Origin of the sequence: Proteiniphilum sp. X52, assembly GCF_003712195.1 — a bacterium.
Classification (GTDB): Bacteria; Bacteroidota; Bacteroidia; order Bacteroidales; family Dysgonomonadaceae; genus Proteiniphilum.
Map to the genome: position 1 here is coordinate 111,724 of NZ_RDSD01000011.1, position 25,428 is coordinate 137,151.

General features: G+C 35.6%; 23 protein-coding genes. All 23 read left to right on the forward strand.

Annotated features, from left to right (window positions below; translation table 11 throughout):
• The 23 genes from D7D25_RS10465 to D7D25_RS10575 all read left to right on the forward strand — a co-directional run bounded on the left by D7D25_RS10465 (window position 1) and on the right by D7D25_RS10575 (window position 25,295).
• Window positions 1-1,140: a DegT/DnrJ/EryC1/StrS aminotransferase family protein gene (locus D7D25_RS10465; RefSeq protein WP_122968900.1), complete on the forward strand. Its 1,140-nt coding sequence runs from the start codon at window positions 1-3 to the stop codon at window positions 1,138-1,140.
• On the forward strand, window positions 1,133-1,765 hold the full coding sequence (locus D7D25_RS10470; protein ID WP_122968901.1) for a NeuD/PglB/VioB family sugar acetyltransferase: 633 nt from the start codon (window positions 1,133-1,135) through the stop codon (window positions 1,763-1,765). Before D7D25_RS10465 ends, D7D25_RS10470 begins: the two co-directional genes overlap by 8 nt.
• Window positions 1,766-1,783: 18 nt before the next feature.
• Window positions 1,784-3,082 (forward strand): glycosyltransferase family 4 protein, encoded by a 1,299-nt coding sequence (locus tag D7D25_RS10475; protein ID WP_122968902.1) that lies wholly within the window; start codon window positions 1,784-1,786, stop codon window positions 3,080-3,082.
• Window positions 3,079-4,128 carry a nucleotidyltransferase family protein gene (locus tag D7D25_RS10480; protein ID WP_221408000.1) on the forward strand — a complete coding sequence of 350 codons (1,050 nt, stop codon included), beginning with the start codon at window positions 3,079-3,081 and terminating at the stop codon, window positions 4,126-4,128. The genes D7D25_RS10475 and D7D25_RS10480 overlap by 4 nt, the downstream gene beginning before the upstream one ends.
• Window positions 4,125-5,657: a lipopolysaccharide biosynthesis protein gene (locus D7D25_RS10485; protein WP_122968903.1), complete on the forward strand. Its 1,533-nt coding sequence runs from the start codon at window positions 4,125-4,127 to the stop codon at window positions 5,655-5,657. Before D7D25_RS10480 ends, D7D25_RS10485 begins: the two co-directional genes overlap by 4 nt.
• Before the next feature lie 16 nt (window positions 5,658-5,673).
• The gene (locus D7D25_RS10490; RefSeq protein WP_122968904.1) at window positions 5,674-6,720 is read left to right on the forward strand and encodes an EpsG family protein; all 1,047 of its coding nucleotides are present in this window, start codon (window positions 5,674-5,676) and stop codon (window positions 6,718-6,720) included.
• On the forward strand, window positions 6,717-7,937 hold the full coding sequence (locus D7D25_RS10495; protein WP_122968905.1) for a glycosyltransferase: 1,221 nt from the start codon (window positions 6,717-6,719) through the stop codon (window positions 7,935-7,937). Before D7D25_RS10490 ends, D7D25_RS10495 begins: the two co-directional genes overlap by 4 nt.
• A 573-nt stretch (window positions 7,938-8,510) precedes the next feature.
• Window positions 8,511-9,575 carry a polysaccharide biosynthesis protein gene (locus D7D25_RS10500; RefSeq protein ID WP_122968906.1) on the forward strand — a complete coding sequence of 355 codons (1,065 nt, stop codon included), beginning with the start codon at window positions 8,511-8,513 and terminating at the stop codon, window positions 9,573-9,575.
• Window positions 9,576-9,776: 201 nt separating this feature from the next.
• The gene (locus tag D7D25_RS10505; RefSeq protein ID WP_122968907.1) at window positions 9,777-10,976 is read left to right on the forward strand and encodes an NAD-dependent epimerase/dehydratase family protein; all 1,200 of its coding nucleotides are present in this window, start codon (window positions 9,777-9,779) and stop codon (window positions 10,974-10,976) included.
• A complete protein-coding gene (locus D7D25_RS10510; RefSeq protein WP_148038907.1) occupies window positions 10,973-12,385 on the forward strand; it encodes a hypothetical protein in 1,413 nt (470 codons plus the stop codon). Before D7D25_RS10505 ends, D7D25_RS10510 begins: the two co-directional genes overlap by 4 nt.
• Window positions 12,385-13,521 carry a non-hydrolyzing UDP-N-acetylglucosamine 2-epimerase gene (gene wecB, locus D7D25_RS10515; protein WP_122968909.1) on the forward strand — a complete coding sequence of 379 codons (1,137 nt, stop codon included), beginning with the start codon at window positions 12,385-12,387 and terminating at the stop codon, window positions 13,519-13,521. Before D7D25_RS10510 ends, wecB begins: the two co-directional genes overlap by 1 nt.
• Window positions 13,511-14,686 (forward strand): glycosyltransferase, encoded by a 1,176-nt coding sequence (locus D7D25_RS10520; RefSeq protein WP_122968910.1) that lies wholly within the window; start codon window positions 13,511-13,513, stop codon window positions 14,684-14,686. Before wecB ends, D7D25_RS10520 begins: the two co-directional genes overlap by 11 nt.
• A complete protein-coding gene (locus tag D7D25_RS10525) occupies window positions 14,673-15,749 on the forward strand; it encodes a right-handed parallel beta-helix repeat-containing protein (RefSeq protein ID WP_122968911.1) in 1,077 nt (358 codons plus the stop codon). Before D7D25_RS10520 ends, D7D25_RS10525 begins: the two co-directional genes overlap by 14 nt.
• 2 nt (window positions 15,750-15,751) lie before the next feature.
• Complete coding sequence (locus D7D25_RS10530) at window positions 15,752-16,894, forward strand: glycosyltransferase family 4 protein (protein ID WP_122968912.1); 1,143 nt, start codon at window positions 15,752-15,754, stop codon at window positions 16,892-16,894.
• Window positions 16,891-17,829 (forward strand): NAD-dependent epimerase/dehydratase family protein, encoded by a 939-nt coding sequence (locus tag D7D25_RS10535; RefSeq protein ID WP_122968913.1) that lies wholly within the window; start codon window positions 16,891-16,893, stop codon window positions 17,827-17,829. Before D7D25_RS10530 ends, D7D25_RS10535 begins: the two co-directional genes overlap by 4 nt.
• A 21-nt stretch (window positions 17,830-17,850) precedes the next feature.
• Entirely contained in the window at window positions 17,851-18,792 is a 942-nt protein-coding gene (locus D7D25_RS10540) for a glycosyltransferase family 4 protein (RefSeq protein ID WP_122968930.1), read from the forward strand.
• A 5-nt stretch (window positions 18,793-18,797) separates the two neighbouring features.
• Entirely contained in the window at window positions 18,798-19,199 is a 402-nt protein-coding gene (locus tag D7D25_RS10545) for a WbuC family cupin fold metalloprotein (protein WP_122968914.1), read from the forward strand.
• 159 nt (window positions 19,200-19,358) lie between these two features.
• Window positions 19,359-19,748 carry a helix-turn-helix transcriptional regulator gene (locus tag D7D25_RS10550; RefSeq protein ID WP_122968931.1) on the forward strand — a complete coding sequence of 130 codons (390 nt, stop codon included), beginning with the start codon at window positions 19,359-19,361 and terminating at the stop codon, window positions 19,746-19,748.
• Between the two features lie 41 nt (window positions 19,749-19,789).
• Entirely contained in the window at window positions 19,790-20,197 is a 408-nt protein-coding gene (locus tag D7D25_RS10555; protein ID WP_122968915.1) for a helix-turn-helix domain-containing protein, read from the forward strand.
• A gap of 296 nt (window positions 20,198-20,493) precedes the next feature.
• Window positions 20,494-23,505, forward strand: coding sequence for a class I SAM-dependent DNA methyltransferase (locus D7D25_RS10560; protein ID WP_122968916.1), 3,012 nt, complete (start codon window positions 20,494-20,496; stop codon window positions 23,503-23,505).
• Window positions 23,505-24,209, forward strand: a complete 705-nt coding sequence (locus D7D25_RS10565) for a hypothetical protein (protein WP_122968917.1) — start codon at window positions 23,505-23,507, stop codon at window positions 24,207-24,209. Before D7D25_RS10560 ends, D7D25_RS10565 begins: the two co-directional genes overlap by 1 nt.
• A gap of 244 nt (window positions 24,210-24,453) precedes the next feature.
• The gene (locus D7D25_RS10570; protein WP_122968932.1) at window positions 24,454-24,846 is read left to right on the forward strand and encodes a helix-turn-helix domain-containing protein; all 393 of its coding nucleotides are present in this window, start codon (window positions 24,454-24,456) and stop codon (window positions 24,844-24,846) included.
• 50 nt (window positions 24,847-24,896) lie between these two features.
• Entirely contained in the window at window positions 24,897-25,295 is a 399-nt protein-coding gene (locus tag D7D25_RS10575; RefSeq protein ID WP_122968918.1) for a helix-turn-helix domain-containing protein, read from the forward strand.
• Window positions 25,296-25,428 lie beyond the last annotated feature (133 nt).

The window sequence follows — 25,428 nt, forward strand, 5'->3', positions numbered from 1 at the left end:
ATGAATTATAAAATACCCTTATTCCAATTAAATTTTGATGAACAAGAAGTTCTCGCAGTAACAGAAACAATTCGTAGTAAATGGATATCTACAGGCCCCAAATGTGAGGAACTGGAAACAACATTTGCCGAAATGTTGGGAGTGAAACATGCAATTAGTTTGTCCAATTGTACGGATGCTTTGCATTTGGCTTGTATCGTAAATGGTATTGGAGCGAGTGATGAAGTCTTGTGTCCATCTCTAACTTTTGCAGCTTCGGTTAATTGTATCCGCTATGTAGGGGCTACGCCTATATTCTGTGATATCCGAGGACTTCATGATATAAATATAGATCCGGAGGACATTCAAAAGAAAATAACTCCAAAAACAAAAGCTATTGTGGTTGTTCATATGGCCGGCTTCCCATGTGAAATGGATGAAATAATGGAAATAGCTAAAAAAAATAATCTTAAAGTAATTGAGGACGCATGTCATGGGCCACTTTCAGAATATAAAGATAAAAAACTTGGAACTATTGGAGATGTAGGCTGTTTTAGTTTCTTTTCGAATAAAAATATAAGTACTGGCGAAGGGGGAATGATTGTCACCAATAACGATGAGTATGCCGAGAGAATTCGCTTGTTGCGTTCTCATGGTATGACAACGATGTCCTATCAAAGAGCAAAAGGTCACGCTACGGCGTATGATATTGTGGAGCTCGGTTATAATTTCAGAATGGATGATATTAGAGCATCTATTGCAATTGTACAATTGAAAAAATTGCAGGCAGATTTAGATAAGCGAGTCGATGTCAGAAAAAATTATTTGACTGCTCTTTCGGGTATTGAACAAATAGAAATCCCTTTTAAAAATAACAAGGAATTTGTTTCAAATTATATAATGCCTATCGTTTTAAAAAACTCTACTGTTGAAAAAAGAGATGCTCTTCGGAATTATTTACATGAGAATGGTATTCAGACAAGCAATCATTATCCTCCAATCCATAAATTTTCTATTTATAAAGAAAACTCTTCTTCTTTACCTATTACCGAATATGTGTGTGAAAACGAAATCACACTTCCAATGTACGCAGTTTTGACAAACAAAGAGATAGCGTGGATAGCTGAAACGATTAAAACCTTTTTCGCTTTTTATGAGTGAGGTAATTCTTGTTGGAGGATTTCATGAGATTATTGAACTCTGTGAAGAACAAGATTTAGTAATTCGTGGAATTATAGACAATAAGATAAGTGGATTTTATTGTGGATATCCGATTATCGGTTCGGATAATGATGCAAAAGGAATATTTAATAAATACAGAGAAACACCCTTGATAATTACCCCTGATAATCCAAATGTGCGAGAAAAGCTAGTTTCTCTATATAAAGATGTGGGATTTAAGTTTTATTCTTTAATTGGAAAAAGAGCTCATATTTCCAAAAGGGCTACCATAGGAGAAGGATGTGTTATTCAAAATGGTGTAAATATTTCATCTCATGTCACGATTGGTAACTTTGTTAAAGTAAATACGAATGCCAATATAATGCATGATGTTTCAATAGGTGATTTTTCCACAATAGCTCCTAATAGTGTTTTGTTAGGGAAAGTAGATATTAGAAAAAATGCATATATTGGTGCGAATTCTACTATTTTACCTTTTCTTCACGTTGGAGATGAAGCTTTGGTAGGAGCAGGCTCAATAGTTACCAAAAATGTCGAGGCAAAAAAAATTGTAATGGGTAACCCTGCAAAAGAATTAAAAAAAAATAATTCCTTTTTTATCTAAGAATGTAATTTTTAAGTAATGAGGACATTGTGGGTATGTAATTTTTCAAATGCAGAAATAAGAGATGAATTGGTTTTCAAGAATTCTTTATTAGATAGAATAATGAGAGTATTCTTTAAGAAGCCAAGGATTTTCTCTGACTATGGAATATGGATTTCTAATGGAATAAAAGCTTTTGAAAGTTGTTCTACAAATATAGAACTATTTATTATATCTCCTCATTATGGATTAAAATCAAAAATACAATCTTTTAAAAAAGCGGGAATTACTTACTTTTTTTTTAAACCCAATGACGACACTCTTTTGCAAAAGACTTTTTTAAAAAGGAATAATCAATATAGACAAAATAGAAATATTATTAAAGACATTGTAGCGGATGTACGCCCAGATATAATCCATTTTTATGGGGCTGAAAATCCACGCTATTCTATAGCTGCTATAGATATTGACACTGAACAATTTCCTGTTTTGGTTTCATTGCAGACGTTAATGTCCCCCCCTTCCTTTTATGCAAAATATCCAATTTCTAAAAAAGAATACGATCACAGAGTTAAAATAGAACAAGCTGTTTTAAGAAAGGCTACGTTTATTGGTTCACCTACAAAAGAATACACGGAATATGTATGGCGAAATATCAATTCTGAAGCTATCATAACGGATTCTTTTTTGTTCCTACAGCAAGAATTTCCTATAATCAACGTTTCTAAAAATTATGACTTTGTATATTTTGCTGCCGGAATTGAAAAAGCAATAGACATTGTTTTAACTGTAGTCTCAATTGTTGTAAAAAAGCATCGTAATGTATTGGTGAATGTAATTGGCGGGTGCTCCCCAGAGTCTTTAGAAAAGATAAACAAGAAAGTGGAAGATCTGGAAATTAAAAAAAATATTGTTTTTTCTGGAATGTTGCCTGAACATAAAGATGTTCTGTTAAAAATACAAGAATCTAAATTTGCCATATTGCCTTTAAAAGTAGACAACATTTCAGGAACAATTAGAGAGGCCATGTTTGCAGGTCTTCCAGTGGTAACAACTATCACTGATGGGACTCCTTTGCTTAATGAAAAAAGACAAAGCGTTTTATTATCGAAACATGATGATTATGAATCTATGGCCGATAATATGATTAGATTAATTGAAAATCCAAACGAAGGTGAGGTCTTAAAGAAGAATGCTTTTATAACTGTTCATGAAATGTGGGATAATAATCACATTCTAAAGAAGTTATTAAAAGTGTATGAGTGTATCCATCAAAATAGAATCTTTAAGAAAGAACTACCCTCTGAGTATTTTATATTAAATAAAACAAAAATATGAAAGAGAACATTACGAATATTATTGATTCTCAGGATAGTATCTTTACAGCTCTGTCTAAAATGGATAAAGAGGGAGTGAAATCATTATTGGTTTTCAGTGGAAACATTTTTGAAGCTTTGTTAACAATAGGGGATATACAGCGTGCTATAATACGAAATGTTGACCTAAAATTACCCGTATGTGAAATATTGGATAAAAATAAAGTTTATGCAAACCCTACTGATAATATACAGACTATAAAAAATAAGGTTTACCGATTGCGAGCCGAATGTATGCCTATTGTCAATGATCAGGGTGAACTGGTAGATATTTATTACTGGAAGGATTTATTTGATGTAAACCAAACTCATGCAAGAGAAAAAATCAATCTTCCTGTGATTATTATGGCTGGAGGAAAAGGTACTAGGCTAAAGCCCATTACAAATATTATCCCCAAACCTCTGATTCCTCTCGGAGAAAAAACAATACTTGAACTGATTCTAGATCAATTTGAAGAAATTGGATGCTCTCGTTTTTTTATGTCTGTAAACTATAAATTTGATATCCTAAAATATTATTTGGATAACCTTGAGAAAAAATACAATATTAACTTTTTTAAAGAGGAAAAGCCATTAGGTACTATAGGAAGTGTTTCTCTTTTAAAAAATATCCTTACGGAACCTTTTTTTGTTTCGAATTGTGACATTATTATTGACCAAGATTTTAGAGATGTCTATGAATATCATAAGAATAATAAGAATCTTATTACTCTCGTTACGGCTGTTAAATCCTATAGTATTCCTTACGGAGTGATTGAAACGGGAGAAGGTGGTATTCTCAGTTCAATGTCAGAAAAGCCTAACATTACCTATATGATTAATACAGGTGTATATCTTCTAGAGCCGAGTTTAATTGAGGAAATTCCTTATAATACTTTTTTTCATATCACAGATCTTATTGAAAAGGTACGAAATAAGGGTGGACAAATAGGTTGTTTCCCGGTAAGTGAGAAGTCATGGAAGGATATAGGTGACTGGAAAGAATATTTCAAATATATAGCTAAATGACTTCTGAAGCAAAAACAGATAATTTCAAAATATTCAAAAATACAATGGCATTGTATATCCGAATGGGTATTACAATGATTATTTCTTTTTTTACCACTCGCTTTACTTTACAAATACTAGGAGTTGAGGATTATGGTTTAAATAATGTAGTTTCCAGTCTGGTAACCATGTTTAGTTTTATTAATGGTTCAATGGGAACTGCCGTTCAGCGATTTTATTCTATCGAGATAGGAAAAAGCAATAATCCAAGAATATTGTCTCAGATTTTTTCTACTGCCATGTACCTACATCTTTTGATTGCTGTGATAACTTTTCTTATTGCGCAATTTTTTTTGTTTTTTTTCTTTTCTGCGTTAACTATTCCTATGGAACGGTTAATAGCAGCCAAATATGTTTTTCAGATTTCAGTAATTTCTTTAATTTTCAATATCCTTAATGTTCCGTATGTCGCTCTGCTTAGGGCAAGAGAGGAGTTTGCCAAAATTGCACTATTGGATATTTTTCAATCAGTCTTACGTTTATTGGTGTTATTCCTTCTATTTGCAATTTCTTATGATAAATTAGTGTCTCTTGCGTTGTTTAATTTAGCAATAACTCTTGTTTATTTTCTTTCCACTATTCTTGTGGCTGGAAAATACCAAGAAACAAAATTTAAAATTTCCAGAGATCAAGAATATATAAAAAAGATGCTATCCTTCATATCGATGCTGATATTGACAGTATTGGCATCCGTCTTTAATAAACAAGGAATAATTTTATTAGTAAATGTGTTTTTTGGACTAACGGTAAATGCTGCTTATGCTATAGCCTTTCAAATTTCTAATATTTTGGAAACATTTGCTATGAACTTTAAGCAGTCAGTTGTTCCCCAACTAATGGTGTCTTACGCTTCAGATAATTTTGAAAGAATGAACAAATTAATGTTTTTGGGAACCAAAGCCACCTTTTTTTTAATGATGCTCATATCCATCCCTCTATTTCTTGAAGCTGACTTTATTTTAAAGATTTGGTTGAGCCCTCCCCCCCCTTATGCTGCTCAATTTACCCAATTAATGATTATACAGTTAAATATCGATACTTTTTCATACTTCATTTATCAATGCGTACATGCATCCGGTAGAATAAAAAAACAGCAACTATATACCACTTTATCCTATTTCCTCAGTGTTTTTGTTACTTTTTTGTTTTTTAAGTTAGAGTATAATTTTTTTTACGCAGTATATGTGGCCATAATATTCTCTTTAATTCGGAATTTTATAATAATGTATGCTGCCAAAGAATCTATTGATATTAATCTGAGAAAATATACATTCAGCGTGATAGCTAAAAGTGTGCTATTTGCAGGTACCCTTTTTTTTCTTTCTGCTGGTATAATTAATACCTTAAATTCCTCTATGCTGCGACTTTTGATAATACTTTTACTTAACTTCTTATTTGCCGTAATAATAGGGTATTATTTGTTTCTGGATAGAACTGAAAAGACCTTACTTTTAAACATTGTTAGTAAAATAAAGCAGAAGTTTAAATAATGAGAGTCGTATTTTTATGGAGACTGTTATATATGTGAATATAGTCGTTTTGTTGTTTGCCTATTTGGGCAGATACAGAAAAGCTTTTCTCATTTTGGCTTTTTTATGTATATTTCTATTTCTCTCATTCAGAATTGATTTTGGTAGCGATTATAAAGCATATTCATATTATTTTTTGCAAATCAGCGAAGGCGGATATTCTTATGAGGAACTGGGAAAAGAATATGGATGGTTTTTATTTAATTATCTTTGCAGGAATATCACATTTCCTGGATTAGTTGCCTTACATGCTTTGTTATATGTCATTTCCTTTTATCTTTTAATAGTTAAAACGGTTTCCTCAAAGTTCTATTGGTTAGCAACTTTTATCTTGATTTTTGATCCTGATAACATGCTAATACACTTATCGGCAATGAGACAATCTCTTGCTATTTGTTTTTTAATCATGGGGTGTCTATGGTTAAATGGAAAGAAAAAGAATAAACTGCCAGGTTTTATCTCATTTTTGATTGCTGCATCTTTTCATATAAGCTCTTTGGTTTTCACAGTGGCTTATTTCTTCTTAGTATGGACCCGAAAAGGATCTGTGAATAAAATGAAAGGATTATTTATTTTAGTATCCTCGGTGACTTTGTTTCCTATTTCTCTCATGTTAATATCTTTATTTCCTATACCTCAGAATTATTCTACTTATTTGGAAGAGTCTTCGAGTTCTTTTGGTATTGGTTTTATAATAACCTTGTTTCTTTTTATTTTTTACTTGTTTAATGAGAAACACATAAAGTCATCAGATAAGATTTATATAAGAAGTGTAGAAGTGGGGTATTTTTTAACTCCCATTAGGTATGGTGTATCGATGTTTGGGCGTATAATTTTTTATTTTTCTGTCTTTAATATTGTAGGATTCCCTATTTTATTGCAAAATATGAATAAGAAAAATATAAAATGGATTGGATTGAGTGTTATGATCATATTTATTCTTTTTCGTTTTTTTATGTTCTTTCAATCCGATATAACAGGCGAATCGTATGAGAAGTATAATATTGTTTTTGACTATTTATGACTAAAAATGTACATATCTGTTTCTTAAGTGGCTTTTTCCCGGATTCAATCTACCAAGAAATTCTATCTGCCAGTACCTATAATATGCAGCATGCCGCTAATAAATTGCAGCAATCTTTTTTAGCGGGACTTTCTTTTTATTATCCGGATTTGTACATAATAAATGCTCCATTTGTGGGTTCTTTTCCTAAACGATATAATAGGCTTTTTGTGCCTAAGGCTACCATGGTTCCTTTTAAAGGAACAAGTATGGGGTTCTTGAACCTTACAGGCATAAAGCAGCCTATTATTAAAAGAAAAATTACACGGGAATTAACTCTGTGGGTTAATAAGTTAAACGGAGAGCAGGCTATTGTTATTGTGTATGCTCTTATAACTTCGCGAATGGAAGCAGTAATAAATATCAAGAAACGATTCCCAAACGTAAAAATTATTCAGATTGTCCCTGATTTAGTGCAATTTATGGGAACTCCTTCTGGAAGATTATATCATTATTATTACAGGAAAAATTGTGTGAGAACTCCACAGCTTGTAAAAGAAATTGATGCTTTTATTTTGTTGAGTAAATACATGGCGCAGGAACTTGGCATTGAACACAAACCACATGATGTTATTGAAGGAATAGCTTCCGATTTAAATACAGAAGTCAATTCCAGTATGCCAAAATTCCCTGCAAAAACTATTTTATATACCGGGACATTGGCAGAACGGTATGGGGTAATGAACTTGGTTCACGCTTTTATGTTGTTAAATGATGCTGATTCTCAATTAATAATATGTGGTAGTGGAGATAGTGAGAGTGAAATAAAAGAACTGAGCGTAAAATGCCCCAATATTGTATTCAAAGGCAGCATTAGCAACAAAGAAGCATTAGATTTGCAAAAGAGGGCATCGTTGCTTGTAAACCCTCGAACTCCCGAAGGTGATTTCACGCGATTTTCTTTTCCTTCAAAAACAATAGAATACTTTCAATCTGGCACCCCTACCCTTCTTTACAGATTACCGGGCATTCCTGAAGAGTACTATCAATATTGTTTTTCAATTGAACAGGATTTCTCTGTTGAATTCTTATCGAAAACATTAGAAAAAATCCTATCTTTATCTCATAAAGAGTTATGTAATAAAGGAGAAATGGCAAAACAATTTGTTTTAAAAAATAAAAATGCCATCAAACAAGTTGAAAAATTAAAGAATATCATAGAAATAGAATTAGTATGAAAAAAGTTTTCAGTTTGAAGATAAAGTCTTATTTCTTTGTTCTTACAAAACAAAGATGATTAAATATTTTCGTAAAATAGGGTAAACATGGGTATAATATTTACGTATATGGAAATCCTTTTGATATGTTTGGAACTGAACACCGCAATGTGTTACATTAAGAATCAATGTCACATTACAGAAGGCGTTAATATGTTACGCATGACGGAGAAACATTGTTGTTTCGGCATTTAATTCCTAATTTAGAAATTACTTCACTTATCACAATCGGAGATGATGTTTATGCTGGTTTTAGATCATTAATCCTGCCGGGGAATTTCCGTTGAAAATAATTGTATAATCGCAGTAGGAAATGTATTAACCATAGATATACCTGATAATTGTGTGTATGGAAGTGTTTTAAATCCACAGACAGTTATTTTCAAAAAATCAAAGAGAAATCCCTGCATTTAGGACATTTGAAAGGTGAAGAGAAAAACAAAATTTTGAAGAAATATTTTAAATATAAACAAAATTCAATCATATAGAAAGATAATAGTTATATTTACTACATCTTTTTCTAAAATAAAAAAAATGAACTCAAATAATCTTTTTAGTGGAAAAAGCCTCCTTATCACCGGTGGAACCGGTTCATTTGGTAACGCAGTTTTGAAACGTTTTTTGAATAAGGATATTAAAGAAATCCGTATTTTTAGTCGTGATGAAAAAAAGCAAGATGATATGCGTCATCACTTGCAAAATTCGAAAGTAAAATTCTATATCGGAGATGTACGGGATAAACGCAGCGTGGATGCTGCCATGATGGGGGTGGACTATGTTTTTCATGCCGCCGCTTTGAAACAAGTGCCTTCGTGTGAATTCTTTCCTATACAGGCTGTTCGTACGAATGTATTGGGTACTGAAAATGTATTGGATTCAGCAATTGAACATCGCGTGAAAAATGTAGTAGTATTGAGTACAGACAAGGCTGCTTACCCTATCAATGCAATGGGAATTAGTAAAGCGATGATGGAAAAAGTGGCTATTGCAAAAGGACGTCAATTGGGTGCTAGTGCCAAGACAACTATTTGCTGCACTCGTTACGGTAATGTGATGGCGAGTCGGGGGTCGGTTATTCCTTTGTGGGTAGAACAAATTAAGGCTGGCAAACCTATTACCATCACTGACCCGAAAATGACTCGCTATATGATGACGTTGGAAGATGCGGTTGACTTGGTGCTATACGCTTTTGAGCATGGGCATAATGGAGATTTATTTGTACAGAAAGCTCCAGCTGCAACGCTAACAGTATTGGCAGATGCTTTGAAAGGATTGTATCAGGCCGATAACGAAGTGAAAGTAATTGGCACGCGTCATGGCGAAAAATTGTATGAAACATTGGTTACTCGTGAAGAAATGTTCAAATCGGAAGACATGGGAGACTATTTCCGCATTCCGGCCGATAGCCGCGATTTGAATTATGACAAGTATTTTATTGAAGGGGAAGAAGATATATCAAAAATAGAAGATTATCATTCACACAATGCCTGTCAATTGGATGTGGAGGGAATGAAAGAGTTGCTGTTGAAGTTGGATTTCATTTGCAAAGATTTGAAGGTAAAAGATAAAAGTATGCAGGAAAATGATTTATTGGATTGAACTATTGACTGTAAATTATGATTCTTTAGATAACTCAAAATCCGAAGATTAAAGTAGATTATTAAAAGAGAACATTGAAATTAAAAATATATTAGGTGCTATTGTATTAATACAAAATAAATAGACAAAAGGGAAAAAATACAAGTTTGTTATAAAACTTGATTCTTTTTTCTTCTTACTTGAATCTTAAAATATAACAAAATGAACATACTAGTTACTGGCGCAAAAGGTTTTGTTGGCAAAAACTTGGTTGCCCAACTTAATAACATTAAAACAGGGAAAGCTAAGTTCTATCCGAATGTTATTATTGATGCTGTTTATGAATATGATATGGACAGTACGCACAAACAATTGGAGGAATATTGTCAAAACGCGGATTTTGTGTTTAATTTAGCGGGTGTGAATCGGCCAAAAGATGAGACGGAGTTTATGCAAGGCAATTACGGCTTCGCTTCGACTCTTTTAGATACGTTGAAGAAGCATAACAATACGTGCCCTGTAATGCTCTCAAGTTCTATACAGGCTACACTTGAGGGACGATATGCCGGTAGCGAATATGGAAAAAGCAAGAAGGCAGGAGAAGAGCTGTTTTTTGATTATTCGAAAGAAAAAGGAGCCAAAGTGTTGGTGTACCGTTTCCCAAACTTATTTGGTAAATGGTGTCATCCAAATTATAACAGCGTGGTTGCAACATTTTGCAATAATATAGCCAATGATTTGCCAATTCAAGTGAATGATCGGGCTATTGAATTGGAGTTGCTTTATATAGACGATTTGGTGGATGAAATGATAGCAGCTTTGAATGGGGAAGAGCATCATTGTGAGTTCAACGGAGTGGATACCTTGCTACAAGCAGATGGGCGATATTGTTGTGTTCCCGTTACCCATAAAGCAACGTTGGGAGAAATAGTGGACTTGTTAGAAGCATTTAATAATCAGCCTAAAACCTTAATTGTACCGGAAATCCCCAATAACTCCTTTGCTAAAAAACTATACTCAACCTATTTGAGTTATCTCCCTAAAAGAAAAGTCGCTTTTCCGCTAAAAATGAATTGCGATGCCCGAGGTAGTTTTACCGAATTGTTGAAATCGGAAAAATGTGGCCAAGTAAGTGTGAATATTTCCAAGCCGGGTATCACCAAAGGACAACATTGGCATAACAGCAAATGGGAGTTCTTCATTGTAGTGTTCGGCCGTGCATTGATTCAAGAACGCAAAGTAGATTCAGATGAAGTGATAGAATTTGAAGTATCAGGAGAAAATATTCACGCTGTTCACATGCTTCCCGGATACACGCATAATATCATCAATTTAAGTGAAAAAGAAGATTTGGTTACGGTAATGTGGGCCAATGAATCGTTTGATCCTAATCGTCCGGATACATTTAGTTTGTTCGTATGAAACGCAGAAGTAAAAACTTAATTATTTCTCTCTTTTGTGTAGTGATTTTCATCTCTTGTATGAGAGATGTACCAGCTCCTTTAAAAAACATAGATTTGGTTGAACCTGGAGATTTCCTTTTGGTAGAAGCCTCTGAAAATGCCGAATATTACGATCTTTTTTATGGGGATAGTTTATCTTTGACGGAAGTAGATAGCACACTCTCTACTAAAGTGGAAATTGATAACGACCTATTTGATATTAATAATAACAAAATATTTTTGAAAGATAAAAATAATATAAGCCACGTCTATGAAACTATCAACTTAGTGGATTTAAAATCGAATAAGAAACTTTCTATAAAAGTTAAATTACGATTTTGGTTGACAAAAAAATATGGTTTAAAAGTTCAAGAACGATATCCCCCACAGAATATATTAGTATACACTTCTAGTGATACTACCTATATAATTGAAAAGAATACATTATTCTATTTTACGAAACAACTGGGAGAGAAAGTTTATTGTACCAGTTTTCCGCTGGAAGGAGGACTGTATAATCAGATGATTTGTAAAAATGGATACTATGCTATACGAACTGAAAATAAAATTTATTTAAGTAATAATTTAACAAAGTGGGACATTATTTATAACGATAAAAGAGCTATTAAAGAGTCAATGGTTATAACACAAAATGAGAATGGTGACGAACTCTTGTTCTCTGAGTATACACCGGGTATTGATTATAAAAGGCATCATATTTATGCATATAACCTACGAAATAAGACGATGTCGATTAGGATGACCTTTTATAAAAGGAGTGATTTTTATGAAAATAAATTACAGCCTTATGCTAGGCATATTCATTTCTTAGTTCAAGATAAGTATTCCGATAATATTTTTATAGGAACAGGTGACTCTCAAGGCGAAGCTGGAATATATTTTTCTGAGGATATGGGCATAACATTTAAAAAACTAGGAGGAGGAAATGAAAAGTGGCGTTCTTTGGCCATGATGTTTAATAGTGAATTTATTTTTTGGAATATGGATTCGGCTGAACCTCAATACTTATTTAGATTAAATAGAAAAGATTTGCAAGAAAATGTCAGTTGGGAAAAAATTGACAAATATCCTCTTATAAACAGTGCTTTGTGGTGCTCTGCTTATGTTTCAGATTTTGACATGTATATAATGTCTTCCAATGGGGAAGGACAACTCTATGATAATAAATTTAGAAATTATGGTATTAGCATTGCGAAAAATAGACCAGAGGTGTACGAACTGCAAGCAAGAAAATGTAAAGGTATTGATGGAAAATATGCACAGTACAGTCAATTTATGCCTATCGGGACCGACGTTCATAATTTTGTATATTTCGTAGATCTAGAAAATAATTATATATATAAGTGTAAAGTCACAGAAATAAAGTAATGAAGAAGTTAAAAGTATTAACAGTTGTGGGGACACGCCCTGAAATTATCCGCCTCGCATGTGTATTGCAAAAATTAGATAAAAGTGAAGCAATTGAGCATGTTTTAGTGCATACGGGGCAGAATTATGATTATGAATTGAATGAAGTGTTTTTTGAAGATCTAGGTCTGCGGAAACCTAACCATTTTTTGAACGCAGCAGGTAAAAACGCAACAGAAACAGCTGGGCAAATCTTGATAAAGATTGATCCTATATTAGAGCAGGAAAAGCCAGAAGCTTTTTTGGTGTTAGGGGATACCAACTCTTGTTTATGTGCAATTGCTGCTAAAAAACGTCATATACCTATTTTCCACATGGAGGCGGGAAATCGCTGTTTTGATCAGCGTGTACCGGAAGAGAGTAATCGGAGAATTGTAGATCATACGGCCGATATTAACTTAACTTACAGTGATATTGCCAGAGAATATCTATTGGCAGAGGGATTAAGACCTGATAGAGTGATAAAAATTGGAAGCCCCATGTATGAAGTTTTGATGCAATACTTACCAAAAATTGAAAACTCTACCATTCTTTCTAAACTCAATTTGAAAAACAAAAAATACTTCGTTATATCGGCACATCGAGAGGAGAATATTTCTTCCGAAAAAAACTTTGATAATTTAGTAAAAATATTAAACGATATTGCCCAGACTTATGATTATCCAGTGATTGTGTCAACACACCCACGCACACGAAAAATGATAGAAAAGAAAGGTGTAACTTTTCATCCAAATGTGCGACTAATGAAACCTATTGCGTTAAGTGATTATAATAAACTTCAAATAAATGCATTTGCGGTATTGTCAGATAGTGGAACTATTTCTGAAGAATCTTCTATTTTAAATTTCAGGGCATTAAATATTCGTGAGGCTCATGAGCGCCCTGAGGCCATGGAAGAAGCGAGTGTAATAATGGTGGGCCTTAATCCAGAGAGAGTGATGCAGGGATTAGCTCAGTTACAATATCAAGAAACAGGGGATACTAGAAATTTTCGCCCCGTTGCGGATTATAGTATGCCGAATGTAAGTGATAAGGTTGTGCGAATTATAATTTCATACACAGACTATATTAAAAGAGTTGTTTGGAATGAGCAATAGATGGATATTATATGTAGGAGGTTTTGAACTTCCCGATAAAAATGCAGCAGCTCAGCGTGTGATTGGCAATGGGAATGTTTTCAAAAAATTGGGATATGATACGTTCTTTTTAGGATTATCTAAAAAGGAACAACCAAAATATATATGCGATTATGAGGGGTTTAAATATACGAACTTACCTTATCCTGCAAATAAGAAAGGATGGTATAAATATTTAACTTCTATTCGACATCTAACTCCTTTCTTAGAAAAAAAGCCTACATTGATAATTGCTTACAATTACCCTTCAGTTGCTTTAAGTAGATTAAGGAGATGGAGCCGAAAACATAATACTCCCTTGATTTCGGATTGTACTGAATGGTATGGAGCGAAAGGAAATGTTTTGTTTCGAGCGATAAAAGGGTTTGACACGTATTATAGAATGAGAGTTGTCCATCCCAAACTAGATGGAATAATAACGATAAGTTCTTTTTTATATGGGTTCTACAAAAAACGAATGAGGGCAATAGTTAATATTCCTCCATTAGTTGACTCAAGCATGTTGAAATGGCAGAATAATGATTTCGTTAAACTTTCAGATGATGATAAAATTCAAGTAGTATATGCTGGTTCTCCAGGTGCAGGGAATAAGGATAGGATCGATTTAATACTAGATTCATTATCTAATCTTAAGAATGAAGGAATCTCTAATTTCTTTTTTACAATAATTGGTATCACATTGGATCAGTTCGAAGAATCATTCGCTAAATCGATACCTGCTAATATTATACAGAATATAGAGTTCAAAGGACGTTTAACTCACTTAGAAGCATTGTCTGAAATTAAAAAAGCTCATTTTGATTTATTTTTACGTCATGACAATCTCACAAATAGGGCAGGTTTTCCCACGAAGTTTGTTGAGTCTATTTCTTGCGGCACCCCTGTCTTGACTAACGACATGAGTGATATTAGGAAATTCATGCAACATGGAAAAAATGGCTTTCTTCTTGATATTTCAAATGAGAAGATTTTGACTGAAAGTTTAAAAAAAATATTTCAGCTTCCCCAAAAAGATATACTAGAAATGAAAGAATATTGCAGAAAATCTAATTTGTTTGATTATAAAAATTACATTTCTATGTTTGAAGAATTACTCTCAAAAATCAACAAAAATGAAAAAAATTAAAAGTATCTTTTTATATCTTATTTACATATCGTCACTCTTCACACCAGCCTTTGGTGTTCAAAGATATAATATAGTAGATCTCACTTCTTATTTGCCTCGTAACTATGTTACAGATGCGAGTGTAGATTATACAGCCTATATACAGAAAGGGTTAGACATGCATCGAGTTGTCAAAATGCCCGATTTCCCTATTTGCGTAAATGATAAAGGGTTAAAAATAAGTAGTAATACCGAAATTTATTTTCAACAAAATTCGAAATTGTTAATGGCTCCTACTTCTAAGAGCATATATGCTATTTTATGGATAGTTAATGTCAATAATATATCAATTTTTTCTCCAAATCTAGAGGGAGACAGGGATGTCCATTTAAATAACAAGGGCGAACATGGGATGGGTATCCATATTATGGAATCCTCAAATATTATAATTAATAACCCTCTTATTCGAAATTGTTGGGGAGATGGAATCTATATTGGAGGAGGAAAAATCCCCTCTTCTAAAATTCTCATCAAGGATGGTAAAATAATAAATAATAGAAGAAATGGAATATCCATAACCAATGGGGTTTCTATCACGATTGCCAATTGTGAAGTAGAGCTTTCTCATGGTACCAATCCCATGGCAGGTATTGATATTGAACCTAACTCCCCTAAAAATGTGATAAATAACATTCTTTTAGAAGATGTTACAACACGAAATAATAAAAACTGGGGAATTGTTTTATCTTTAAATGAAATTTATTCAAGAGATGCGAAGGATATTAATATTTCGATAATTAATCATAGAGACATTGGATCTAAAGCCGCCCTTTGTCTGGTTTCATATACTCATGAGAAAAATCCCATCCCTTTTACAGGAAGTATAAAAATTAAAAACCCCATCTGGATTAATAATGAGGAAATGATAAAAGTTGTAGGGAATAATAATATTGCACCGACTACGGAAATCATTAATATAGCCACTCAAACAGGAAAAACTAAACAACAAAGAGCATTGAATAGTGTAGAAAAAATGAAGATGAAAAAAATGTTGTATAATAAGAAGAATATTTTTTTAAAGTAGAAATGGATAAGGATTTGAGTGTGCTTTTTGTAGTTAATGTAGATTGGTTTTTTCTTTCTCATCGATTGCCTTTGGCATTAGATGCTATGAAAAGAGGGTATACAGTCTATGTATTAACAGCAGATACAGGAAAGAAGAAAAAAATAGAATCTTATGGCATAAAGTTTCTAGAAATTCCATTTCAACGTTCTGGGAAAAATTTGCTCCACGAGATTAAGTGTGTTCGATTATTGACAAAATATTATAAAGAGATTAAGCCCGATATTATTCATCATGTAACATTGAAAGCTGCCCTGTTGGGTTCGTTTGCTGCAAAAATAACAAAGAGTCAAAATGTTATAAATGCTATTAGTGGATTGGGATATAATTTTACCGACGGCCGAAATGGATTCTTTCAACAATGTATAAGATGGATGATGAATTTGGCTTTTAAATCTAAAAGTTTTTACTTCATACTTCAAAACCCTGATGATGTTCGTTTGATGGAAAATATGAATTTTGTGCCCACAGAACACTATAAATTAATAAAAGGTTCCGGTGTGAATTTAAAAGAATTTCCATTTACAGAAATTTATGAAAAACAAAAACTTCATATCTTATTTCCTGCGCGTATCCTTTATGATAAAGGGGTTATGGAGTTGATAAACGCGGCAAGTAAATTACGCCATAAATGGGAAGGAAAAATTATTTTTATTCTCGCAGGAGATTGCGACGAAGAAAACAAAGCGGTTGTTCATAAAACTGATTTAGAAAAACATTTAATCCCAGGATACATGGAATGGATTGGCTTTCGACGGGATATGATATTCCAGTATCAACAATCAGATATAATAGTTCTTCCCTCTTATAGAGAGGGATTACCTAAATCCTTGATAGAAGCATGTGCTATAGGCCGCCCTATTATAACCACTAACGTGCCTGGATGTAGAGAATGTGTAATTGACGGATACAATGGGATACTCGTGCCTGTAAAAACAGTAGAACCTTTGGCTAGCGCTATTGATGAGTTATGTCAAAGCAGGTTGAAAAGGGAGGAAATGGGTAAAAATTCGAGAAAATTAGCCGAAAAGGAGTTTTCCATAGAAAGTGTAGTAAGAAAAACGTTCTCTCTTTATGATGAGATATTAGCAAAGATAAAAAAATGAACATACTAATAACCGGCATAAACGGCTTTGTAGGATCCAACTTCACTAAAGACTGGAATAAAAAACATACTCTTTATGGGGTGGATATTAATCAAACTCCAAAAACGGGTGTGGAGAAAATATTTACGTGGAAACAACTGAGCAAAATTCCGCCCGTTGATGTTATTGTGCATTTAGCAGGTAAAGCGCACGACACGAAGAACATAGGTGAGGCAAAAGTTTATTTTGACGTAAATACGGGCCTGACACAGCAGATTTTCGACTATTTCCTGCAATCGGAAGCACGGACATTTATCTTTTTCAGTTCCGTAAAAGCGGCTGCCGATACAGTTCCCGGGGATATACTGACAGAAGAGATTATACCCCACCCTTTGGGTCCATACGGTGAATCGAAAATAAAAGCGGAACAGTATTTGCTCTCCAAACTTACAGAGGCTGCCAAATTACAGAAAAAGGTGTTTATCCTGCGTCCGTGCATGATCCACGGACCGGGAAACAAGGGAAACCTGAACCTGCTGTATAATGTGGTCAAGAAGGGAATCCCCTGGCCCCTGGGTGCGTATAAGAACAGCCGTTCGTTCTGTTCCATCGACAATATCTCTTATGTGGCGGAACAGCTGATAGTCAAGGAGAATATTGAAAGCGGTATATACCACGTTGGAGACGATGAACCCATATCGACCAACGAACTGATTAAACTGATCAGCGAATCGGTCGGGAAAAAGTCGCACATCTGGATATTGCCGAAAGGCTTAATGAATGCTGCCGCTGCTGTTGGCGGGGCTCTGAAATCGCCACTCAACAAGGAACGGCTGCGCAAACTCACGGAGAACTACGTGGTGAGCAACGTCAAAATTAAACAGGCGCTGGGTATCGATAAAATGCCGGTATCAACCCGGGAGGGGATACGAAAAACGTTGGATAGTTTCAGATAACAAGGGAGAATGAGTGCAATAATAATATATTTGATTGTTTTTGTTTTGCTGCTTGCGGCAGAACTTTTTTATTTCCAGATAGCGGACCGATTTAACATCATCGATAAGCCGAACGAGCGGAGCTCGCACAACTATATCACCATCCGGGGAGGAGGGGTCGTCTGGTGGGTAGCCGCCCTGCTCTACCTGTTGTTTAACCTATCCGTAACAGCCGGGTGGTTTTTGGCTGGAATCACGTTAATTGCAGGTGTAAGCTTTGTGGATGACGTAAAAGGGCTGGGACAGAAAATGCGCTTGCTCTTTCACCTTCTGGCAATGAGCTGTGCATTCTACCTGGCAGGTGTCTTCGGGAGCTATCCTTGGTGGGCCATAGTTATCGGCTACGTAGTGTTTATTGGCATCGTCAACGCGTACAACTTCATGGATGGCATCAACGGCATCACGGGACTATACAGTATCGCGGTACTGGCGTCACTGCAATTTGTGAACCTGTCGCACGTCCACTTCACACATCCCGACCTGATCTGGTACCCGATGCTCGCGTCAGTGGTATTCCTCTTCTTCAATTTCAGAAAAAGAGCCCGGTGCTTTGCCGGAGACGTGGGGAGCGTGAGCGTGGCATTCTGGGTGGTTACCCTGCTGCTGTTGCTGATGATTAAAACGGGGAACCTGATATGGATTGGCTTCCTGATGGTTTACGGAGTGGATGCGGTGATGACCATACTACACAGAATTTACCTGAAGCAAAATATCATGGAGGCCCATCGGCTCCATTTTTACCAAATTCTGGCGAATGAGAAGCATATGCCGCACCGGCTGGTGTCACTGATCTATTTCACGGTACAGTTGGTCTGCTCCGCGCTGATCATTGACCTCTACCCTACCCTTGGCTGGTGGATTTTCGCAATATTGAGCATACTGCTGGTTGCTCTCTACAACCTAAAATTTAAAATGATGAAATAAGGGATATGCTTATAGATGAACACTTATTGGACAAGGTGACGGCCAAGGCGAAAGAGAATGAGCGCCTGCGGATGAATCACAACCTGCACGATAGCCTTGATGCGAAAGCGCAACGGCTGCTGAACGCGTTGGAACCGGGCACGAGGCTACCCGTACACCGCCACCGCCATACGGCCGAAACATATATCGTGCTGAGAGGAAGCATCCGCGTGATGTTCTATAATGACGAGAAGCTGCTGACAGCAGAATTCACCATCGATCCCAAAGAGAAAGCATACGGCATCCATATCCCCGCCGGGCAGTGGCACACGCTGGAAGTGCTGGAAAGCGGGACCGTGATCTTCGAAGTGAAGGAGGGCCCTTATGCGCCACTTCAGCCGGAAGATATCCTGGAGACAAAGACTTAATCCGACATAATCGTTTTAATACCACCCAGAATTCTTTCCTGTTTTTATTAAAAAATTGAGTTGATTTATACTCGGAACCAATTGATTTTTACTATCTTTGCGACAGGCGTTTTTTTTATTCTTACCGACCTTGTGTCTAACATGTCAGAAAATAATAAGATGATTGCTGAAACGACAGAGAAATTAAGGAAAAGACATACGGGACGGAATGTGCAGAGAGTCCGGACGTATTTTGGTGTGAAACAGGAAGCTTTGGCTGCAGACCTGGGTATAACCCAGCAAGAAGTGTCGAAGATTGAACAGCAGGAAGAAATTGAAGAAGAAGTGTTATTGCGGATTGCCGGCGTGTTGGGCGTCTCCCCGGAAGTGATCCGGGATTTTGATGTGGAAAGGGCTATTTACAACATCAACAACATCAGAGACAATACGTTTGAACAAGGAGCGACATCCATTGCCCAACAGTTCAATCCTCTTGAAAAAGTAATTGAACTGTACGAACGTTTACTCCAGAGCGAAAAAGAAAAAGTTGACTTATTGAAAAACAGATAAATATAACTATCAGTAATTAACCCTAATGGATTAAATAATTTATGGAAATGGAGAGCTATACCAATACTTTACATATTGGCAGAAAAATTGAGAGAATACGTCGTCTTCGTGGAATGACACAGGTGGATTTGGGAAATATTCTGGGTGTAACGAAGCAGGCCATTTCTAAAATGGAGCAAAACGAGAAACTGGAAGATGATAAAATTAAACAGGTTGCTGAAGCTTTGGGGGTCACAGAAGAAGGATTGAAAAACTTTACAGAGGAAACTGTTTTATATTATACGAATAATTTTTACGAAAACTCGAATGCTACTGCTACAAATATCGGAACAGTCTCCAGCATCGAAAATATCAATCACTTCTCCATGGAGCAAGCAGTGAAACTTTTCGAAGAACTGATAAAAATTGAAAGGGAGAAATTCGAGTCTTTAAAAAAAGAGAAAGAATAGAACTGCTCAACATCCTACGGGTTTTCTCCAACCATTATATCCCCAAAAAAGCGGCGGATGAACTGACCGCTGCCAAAGACCGGGAAATCACCTGGCTGAAAGAAGAAATCCGATACCTGAGAACGAAATTGGATGAAAAATAGTAGTTAGCTGTCACAATAGAACTTAGAATGGATCCAAAGGATCTTCTGTTAATAAGGTTAAATATTAGAGAAATAATTGGATTTTAGTTGGCAAAGTATTAAGTTTACAACGAAAGAGCAGGTGTCGAGATAAAACAAAACAGAAGCGTAGAAATGAGTGCCAAAGAGAAACTAACTTTCAACGATGCTTTGTCTAAATTAGGAATGGACAATGAATCCATTGGCTTGCGTTTCATCTCTAAAAGGAAAGAGGAGAAAAATCCGGATCTTTTTCTTGCATTAGAACAGGCTGATGAGTTTGGTGCCACTGCTGTTTATTTTCGGTTTTATGAAGACAACAGACCTCCAAGACCGCAAATCTATCTTTACGATAAATCTGGCTTGGAACGGAATAATGATTCTGATGCAGATATTCATCATCAACTTTGGAATGCCGGAGTAGTGCCTTTTTGTTTTATTTTCAGAGCGTCTCAGGTGCTGGTCTTTAATTGTAGCAAGAAGCCCTCTTCAAACGATTCAAGTAATTTTAATACATCACACCATGATCTGATAAACTTACTGAGCGATACACAAGAGAAATTAGATCTTTATAGCGCAAGGAAATTTGATTCGGGACTATTTTGGGAGTCTGAGCAAGGAAAGAAATTCAATTATCAGAATAGTGCATATCAACAATTGTTGAAGCAGTTGAGTAACGTAAAGTCAATTATTATTTCTCGTTTGGGAAAAGAGAATGCTTCTCTGGTGAAGAGATTGTTAATGATGTTGATCCTCATCAAATATCTGGAAGAGAGAGTGGATGATGAGGGGAAAGGGGCATTAAATCCGGCTGAATTCTATCGAACTTTTAACCCTGAAAATCCCACCCTGGAGGGGGTTTTGGACAACCCTGATACTTTCCTGTCTGTATTGAATGAGCTTTCCAGGAAAGAGAATTTTAACGGACAAATTTTTCAGTTGAGTGACACAGAACAACAAACACTCAAAAAGGGAATTGATCTCACCCTTTTACAGCATTTTGTGATGGGTGATATGGAAATTTTCTCAAAAAAAAGTCAGAGTGTGGGGCAGATGAGTCTTTGGAAACTGTATCAGTTTAACTATCTTCCCATTGAGCTGATCAGTCATATATATGAAGATTTTCTGGCTGATGAGAACGGAGAAAAGAAAAAAGGAGTTGTCTATACCCCGCCATACCTTGTTCAATTACTGATTGACCAATGCATGCCGTTGGATAATCCGAAAGAGCATTTTACAATATTGGATCCTGCTTGCGGATCTGGAATTTTTCTGGTGGGTGCCTATAAAAGAATGATCCAGTGGTGGCGTCTGAAAAACAATTGGAAGAAACCCGGGAAAGAGGATGTCGAAGAATTAAAACAGCTTTTAAAGAATAATATCTATGGATGTGATATAGAGGATGAGGCAGTTACGCTGACTTACTTCAGCCTGAGCCTGGCGTTATTGGATTCTTTATCGCCAAAAGAGATATGGGGTAATGTGCATTTTGATAATCTTGTGGGTGCGAACCTGCTCAAAGGAGATTTCTTTAAATCCTTAAGTGAAGGAAAATTAAAGAATGATTTTCAACTTGTTATAGGTAATCCTCCTTTCGAATCTAAACTAACATATTGGGCTGACAAAGTTGATAAAAGAGAGAGAGAGAACCCTCCGGGGCGTCCCATCATACCGGATAATCAAATAGCGTTGTTGTTTCTGGAACAATCATTTAAATTACTTATAAATGGGGGTAATTGCTGTTTGATTCTACCTTCCGGCCCCACATTGTATAATGTAGGTTCTCATGATTTCAGACGGTTTTTAATGGAACGATACCACGTGAAGCGTATATTCGATTTTTCCCCCCTCAGAGCGAAGTTATTCATTGGAAGCAGTTCGGCAGCAAAACCTCCTGTAGTCGCTTTTTTTGCTGAGAAGAGTGAACCTGAAAACAGGCCTTGTTTTCACTATATCTTTAGACGAACAAAAGTATCAGGAGAAAAAATTGACTTCGAAATAGATCGGTATGACATTCACAAGGTGTCACACATCTCTGCCATTAACAATGCAAGCGTGTGGCAGGCCAATTTTATGGGTGGTGGGAGATTGCATCATTTATTGGATAAAATTGGCAAGGAGAGAACTTTGGGAGAATACCTTGATGAGAAGGAACAGAATCACGGCTGGAAGATGGGAGAGGGTTGGATTGAATCTCCTAATTCAGAAGGTGTTAGGCGTGTTAGAGAGTTGTCTCTTAAAGTGAACAGAACAGCAGATGAGGAAAGCGAATTTATTCTTCTTGAGAGGAAGCATAAAGCAGACTGGATTACCGGGTTTAATTATGTTGAAACAGGTCGTTTCACTGAAAAAGGAATCAGATCAGTAAAGACGTGTGAAAGCAAGTATTTTTTGTGGCCCAGAGTGGAGAATAAAGAGATATTTCAACCTCCACATCTGTTAATTAAAGAGAGTGTAGGAACCGTTATCCCTTGTAATTATAGCAATGAATATTTAACCTTTAAGGATAAGATTTTTGGTATTCATGCTCCAGAAGATCAGGTTGACGAACTGAAAAATATCAAAAAATACTTGCACCAAGATATGTGCGTTCCACTCATGTGGTTAATAAGTGGCCAAGCAATGACAACCAGAGAGGCTGTTCCATTAAAAAATGATATCCTCTCACTTCCTTACCCCAAAGAAGAAATCGAATTTGATGCGATTGAAAAAATATTACTTTCGGATATATCGGTTTATTATTCTGAATTCAGAAAACTTGGAGAAAAAAGCGTCGTGCTAAACCCTCCGGATAAATATGATTTGGAAACGTACGGTGTTCTGTTTTGCAGCATACTGAATTCAGTGTATGACGCTTTTAAACCGCTGTCGCCTATCATAGGAAAAGAATTTGTTGCCTACCCGTTTGTTCTGGGAGATAAACCGGAGACGGATCTTCCCGCAAGTATTGAAGAAATTGAGGTCAAATTGGAAAATCTGATGGAAAGCAGGCAGGGATATAATATTTGGGTGAGAAGAATCGTAAAGGTTTACCATAAGAATGTGATATTCATTTATAAACCGAACCAAAAAAGATACTGGCTCCGCTCCATCGCTATAAGGGATGCCGATGAAACTTTTTTGGATTTATATAAACAAGGGAAGTAATGGAGAAAACCTTTGATAACACTTTTGGAAAACTTTCCAGTGCACCGGATCATACTATCGTCAACAAGATTTTTGAGTATATTGTTATAACGCTCCCTACCCTTGATGCTAAAATTGATGAGAATGAAAACACAATCACAAACAGACTTTGTAAATGCCTGAATTCCAGAAAGCCGTGTGAGTATCCTTTTTATTTTCATCATCAAAATAAAGAAAACACAAAAGCAGATACATCTACCGACTTCGCAGTCTTTGGAACTTCTGCTTATGCACAGGATCATAATATCTGGAGCGATGATTATCCGGCGTTAGTGAAATTTGAAGCGAAAAGACTTAGCTCTAAGCTGCCGAAAAAAAGGGAAAAAGAGTATGTACACGGTGAATATCGGGAGAGAATATGTATTAGTAATTCTGGCGGAATAGAACGTTTTAAAAACGGGCGTCACGGGAGGGATGTAGCATACGCCGGACTAATTGGATACATCCAAACCGACTCATCTGCATACTGGTTCAGAAAAGTGAACGAATGGATACAAGAACAGATAAAATCGGCCAGTGATAGCAATCTTGTTTGGAAAAAAGAAGATTTACTTGTTGAGGATTATGCAAAAGGAACCTTGTCATGCTACTCCTCTGTTTCAGGCAGGTTATATGGAGATAATGTCAACCTGAAACATTTATGGATTGATTTTACTCTCCGTTAAACGTAAGCCCCCGATAAAATACCCATTTTAGCGTAAATGGTTTTCTTCGATCTTTGCCGGCAAACGTAGTTTTTTTGAAACCTTAACCAAAGAAGGATTTCTGTCGATACGGGAACACCAACAATTTATCATCGATTGCCCTAAAGGACAATCGGGTATCCAAAAAAGAGTTGACATATATTGTTTTTTAGTTGATTTTTATTACCTTTGTTAAAGTAAAATTCACTTTATGAATATCAATAGAATGACCATGAGACCAACGGAGAAGTCATACAAAAGACATATCGGGCGGAATATACAAAGGGTCCGTATGTATTTAGGAGTTAAACAGGAAGCTTTAGGTGTGGACTTGGGCATTAGCCAACAGGATGTATCAAGAATTGAACGGGATAATAAAATTGAAGAAAAGATGATAAGTCAGATTGCTAATGTATTGGGGGTCCCTCCTGATATAATCAGGGATTTTGATGAAAACAAGGTTATCAATAATATCAATCACATCAAAGATAATACCTTTCATCAAAATTCTCCCTCCTCCAATATACAACAATTTGATCCATTTGAGAAAATAGTTGAGTTATATAAGCGTTTGTTGAAAAGTGAAAAAGAAAAAACTGAACTACTCAAAAAAAGATGATCCTTACAAAATTTGCTTTCAGTTGTAATTAATTTAAATTAGTGAGAAATATGGAAAAGACGGATTATGCAGACACCATTCACTTGGGAAGAAAAATAGAACGTGTACGTCGGCTTCGGGGGATGACACAAGCTGAGTTAGGAGAATTATTAGGTATTACCAAGCAGGCAATCTCAAAAATGGAACAGACGGAAAGATTTCAAGACGAGAGATTGAAAGAGATTGCTTCAGCGTTAGGAGTTACTGTTGAGGGTTTAAAAAAATACAACGAAGAAGCGGTTCTGTATAATACAAACAACTTTTATGAGAACTGTGGTGTCAAAACAAGTGCTGTTAGTAACAACCACACTTTCAATAATTTTCCAATTGATAAAACAATTGAGTTGTTTGAAAAGCTTTTAGATAAAGAAAGGGAGAAATTCGAGTCTTTAAAAAAAGAGAAAGAATAGAACTGCTCAACATCCTGCGGGTTTTCTCCAACCATTATATCCCGAAAAAAGCGGCGGATGAACTGACCGCTGCCAAAGACCGGGAAATCACCTGGCTGAAAGAAGAAATCCGATACCTGAGAACGAAATTGGA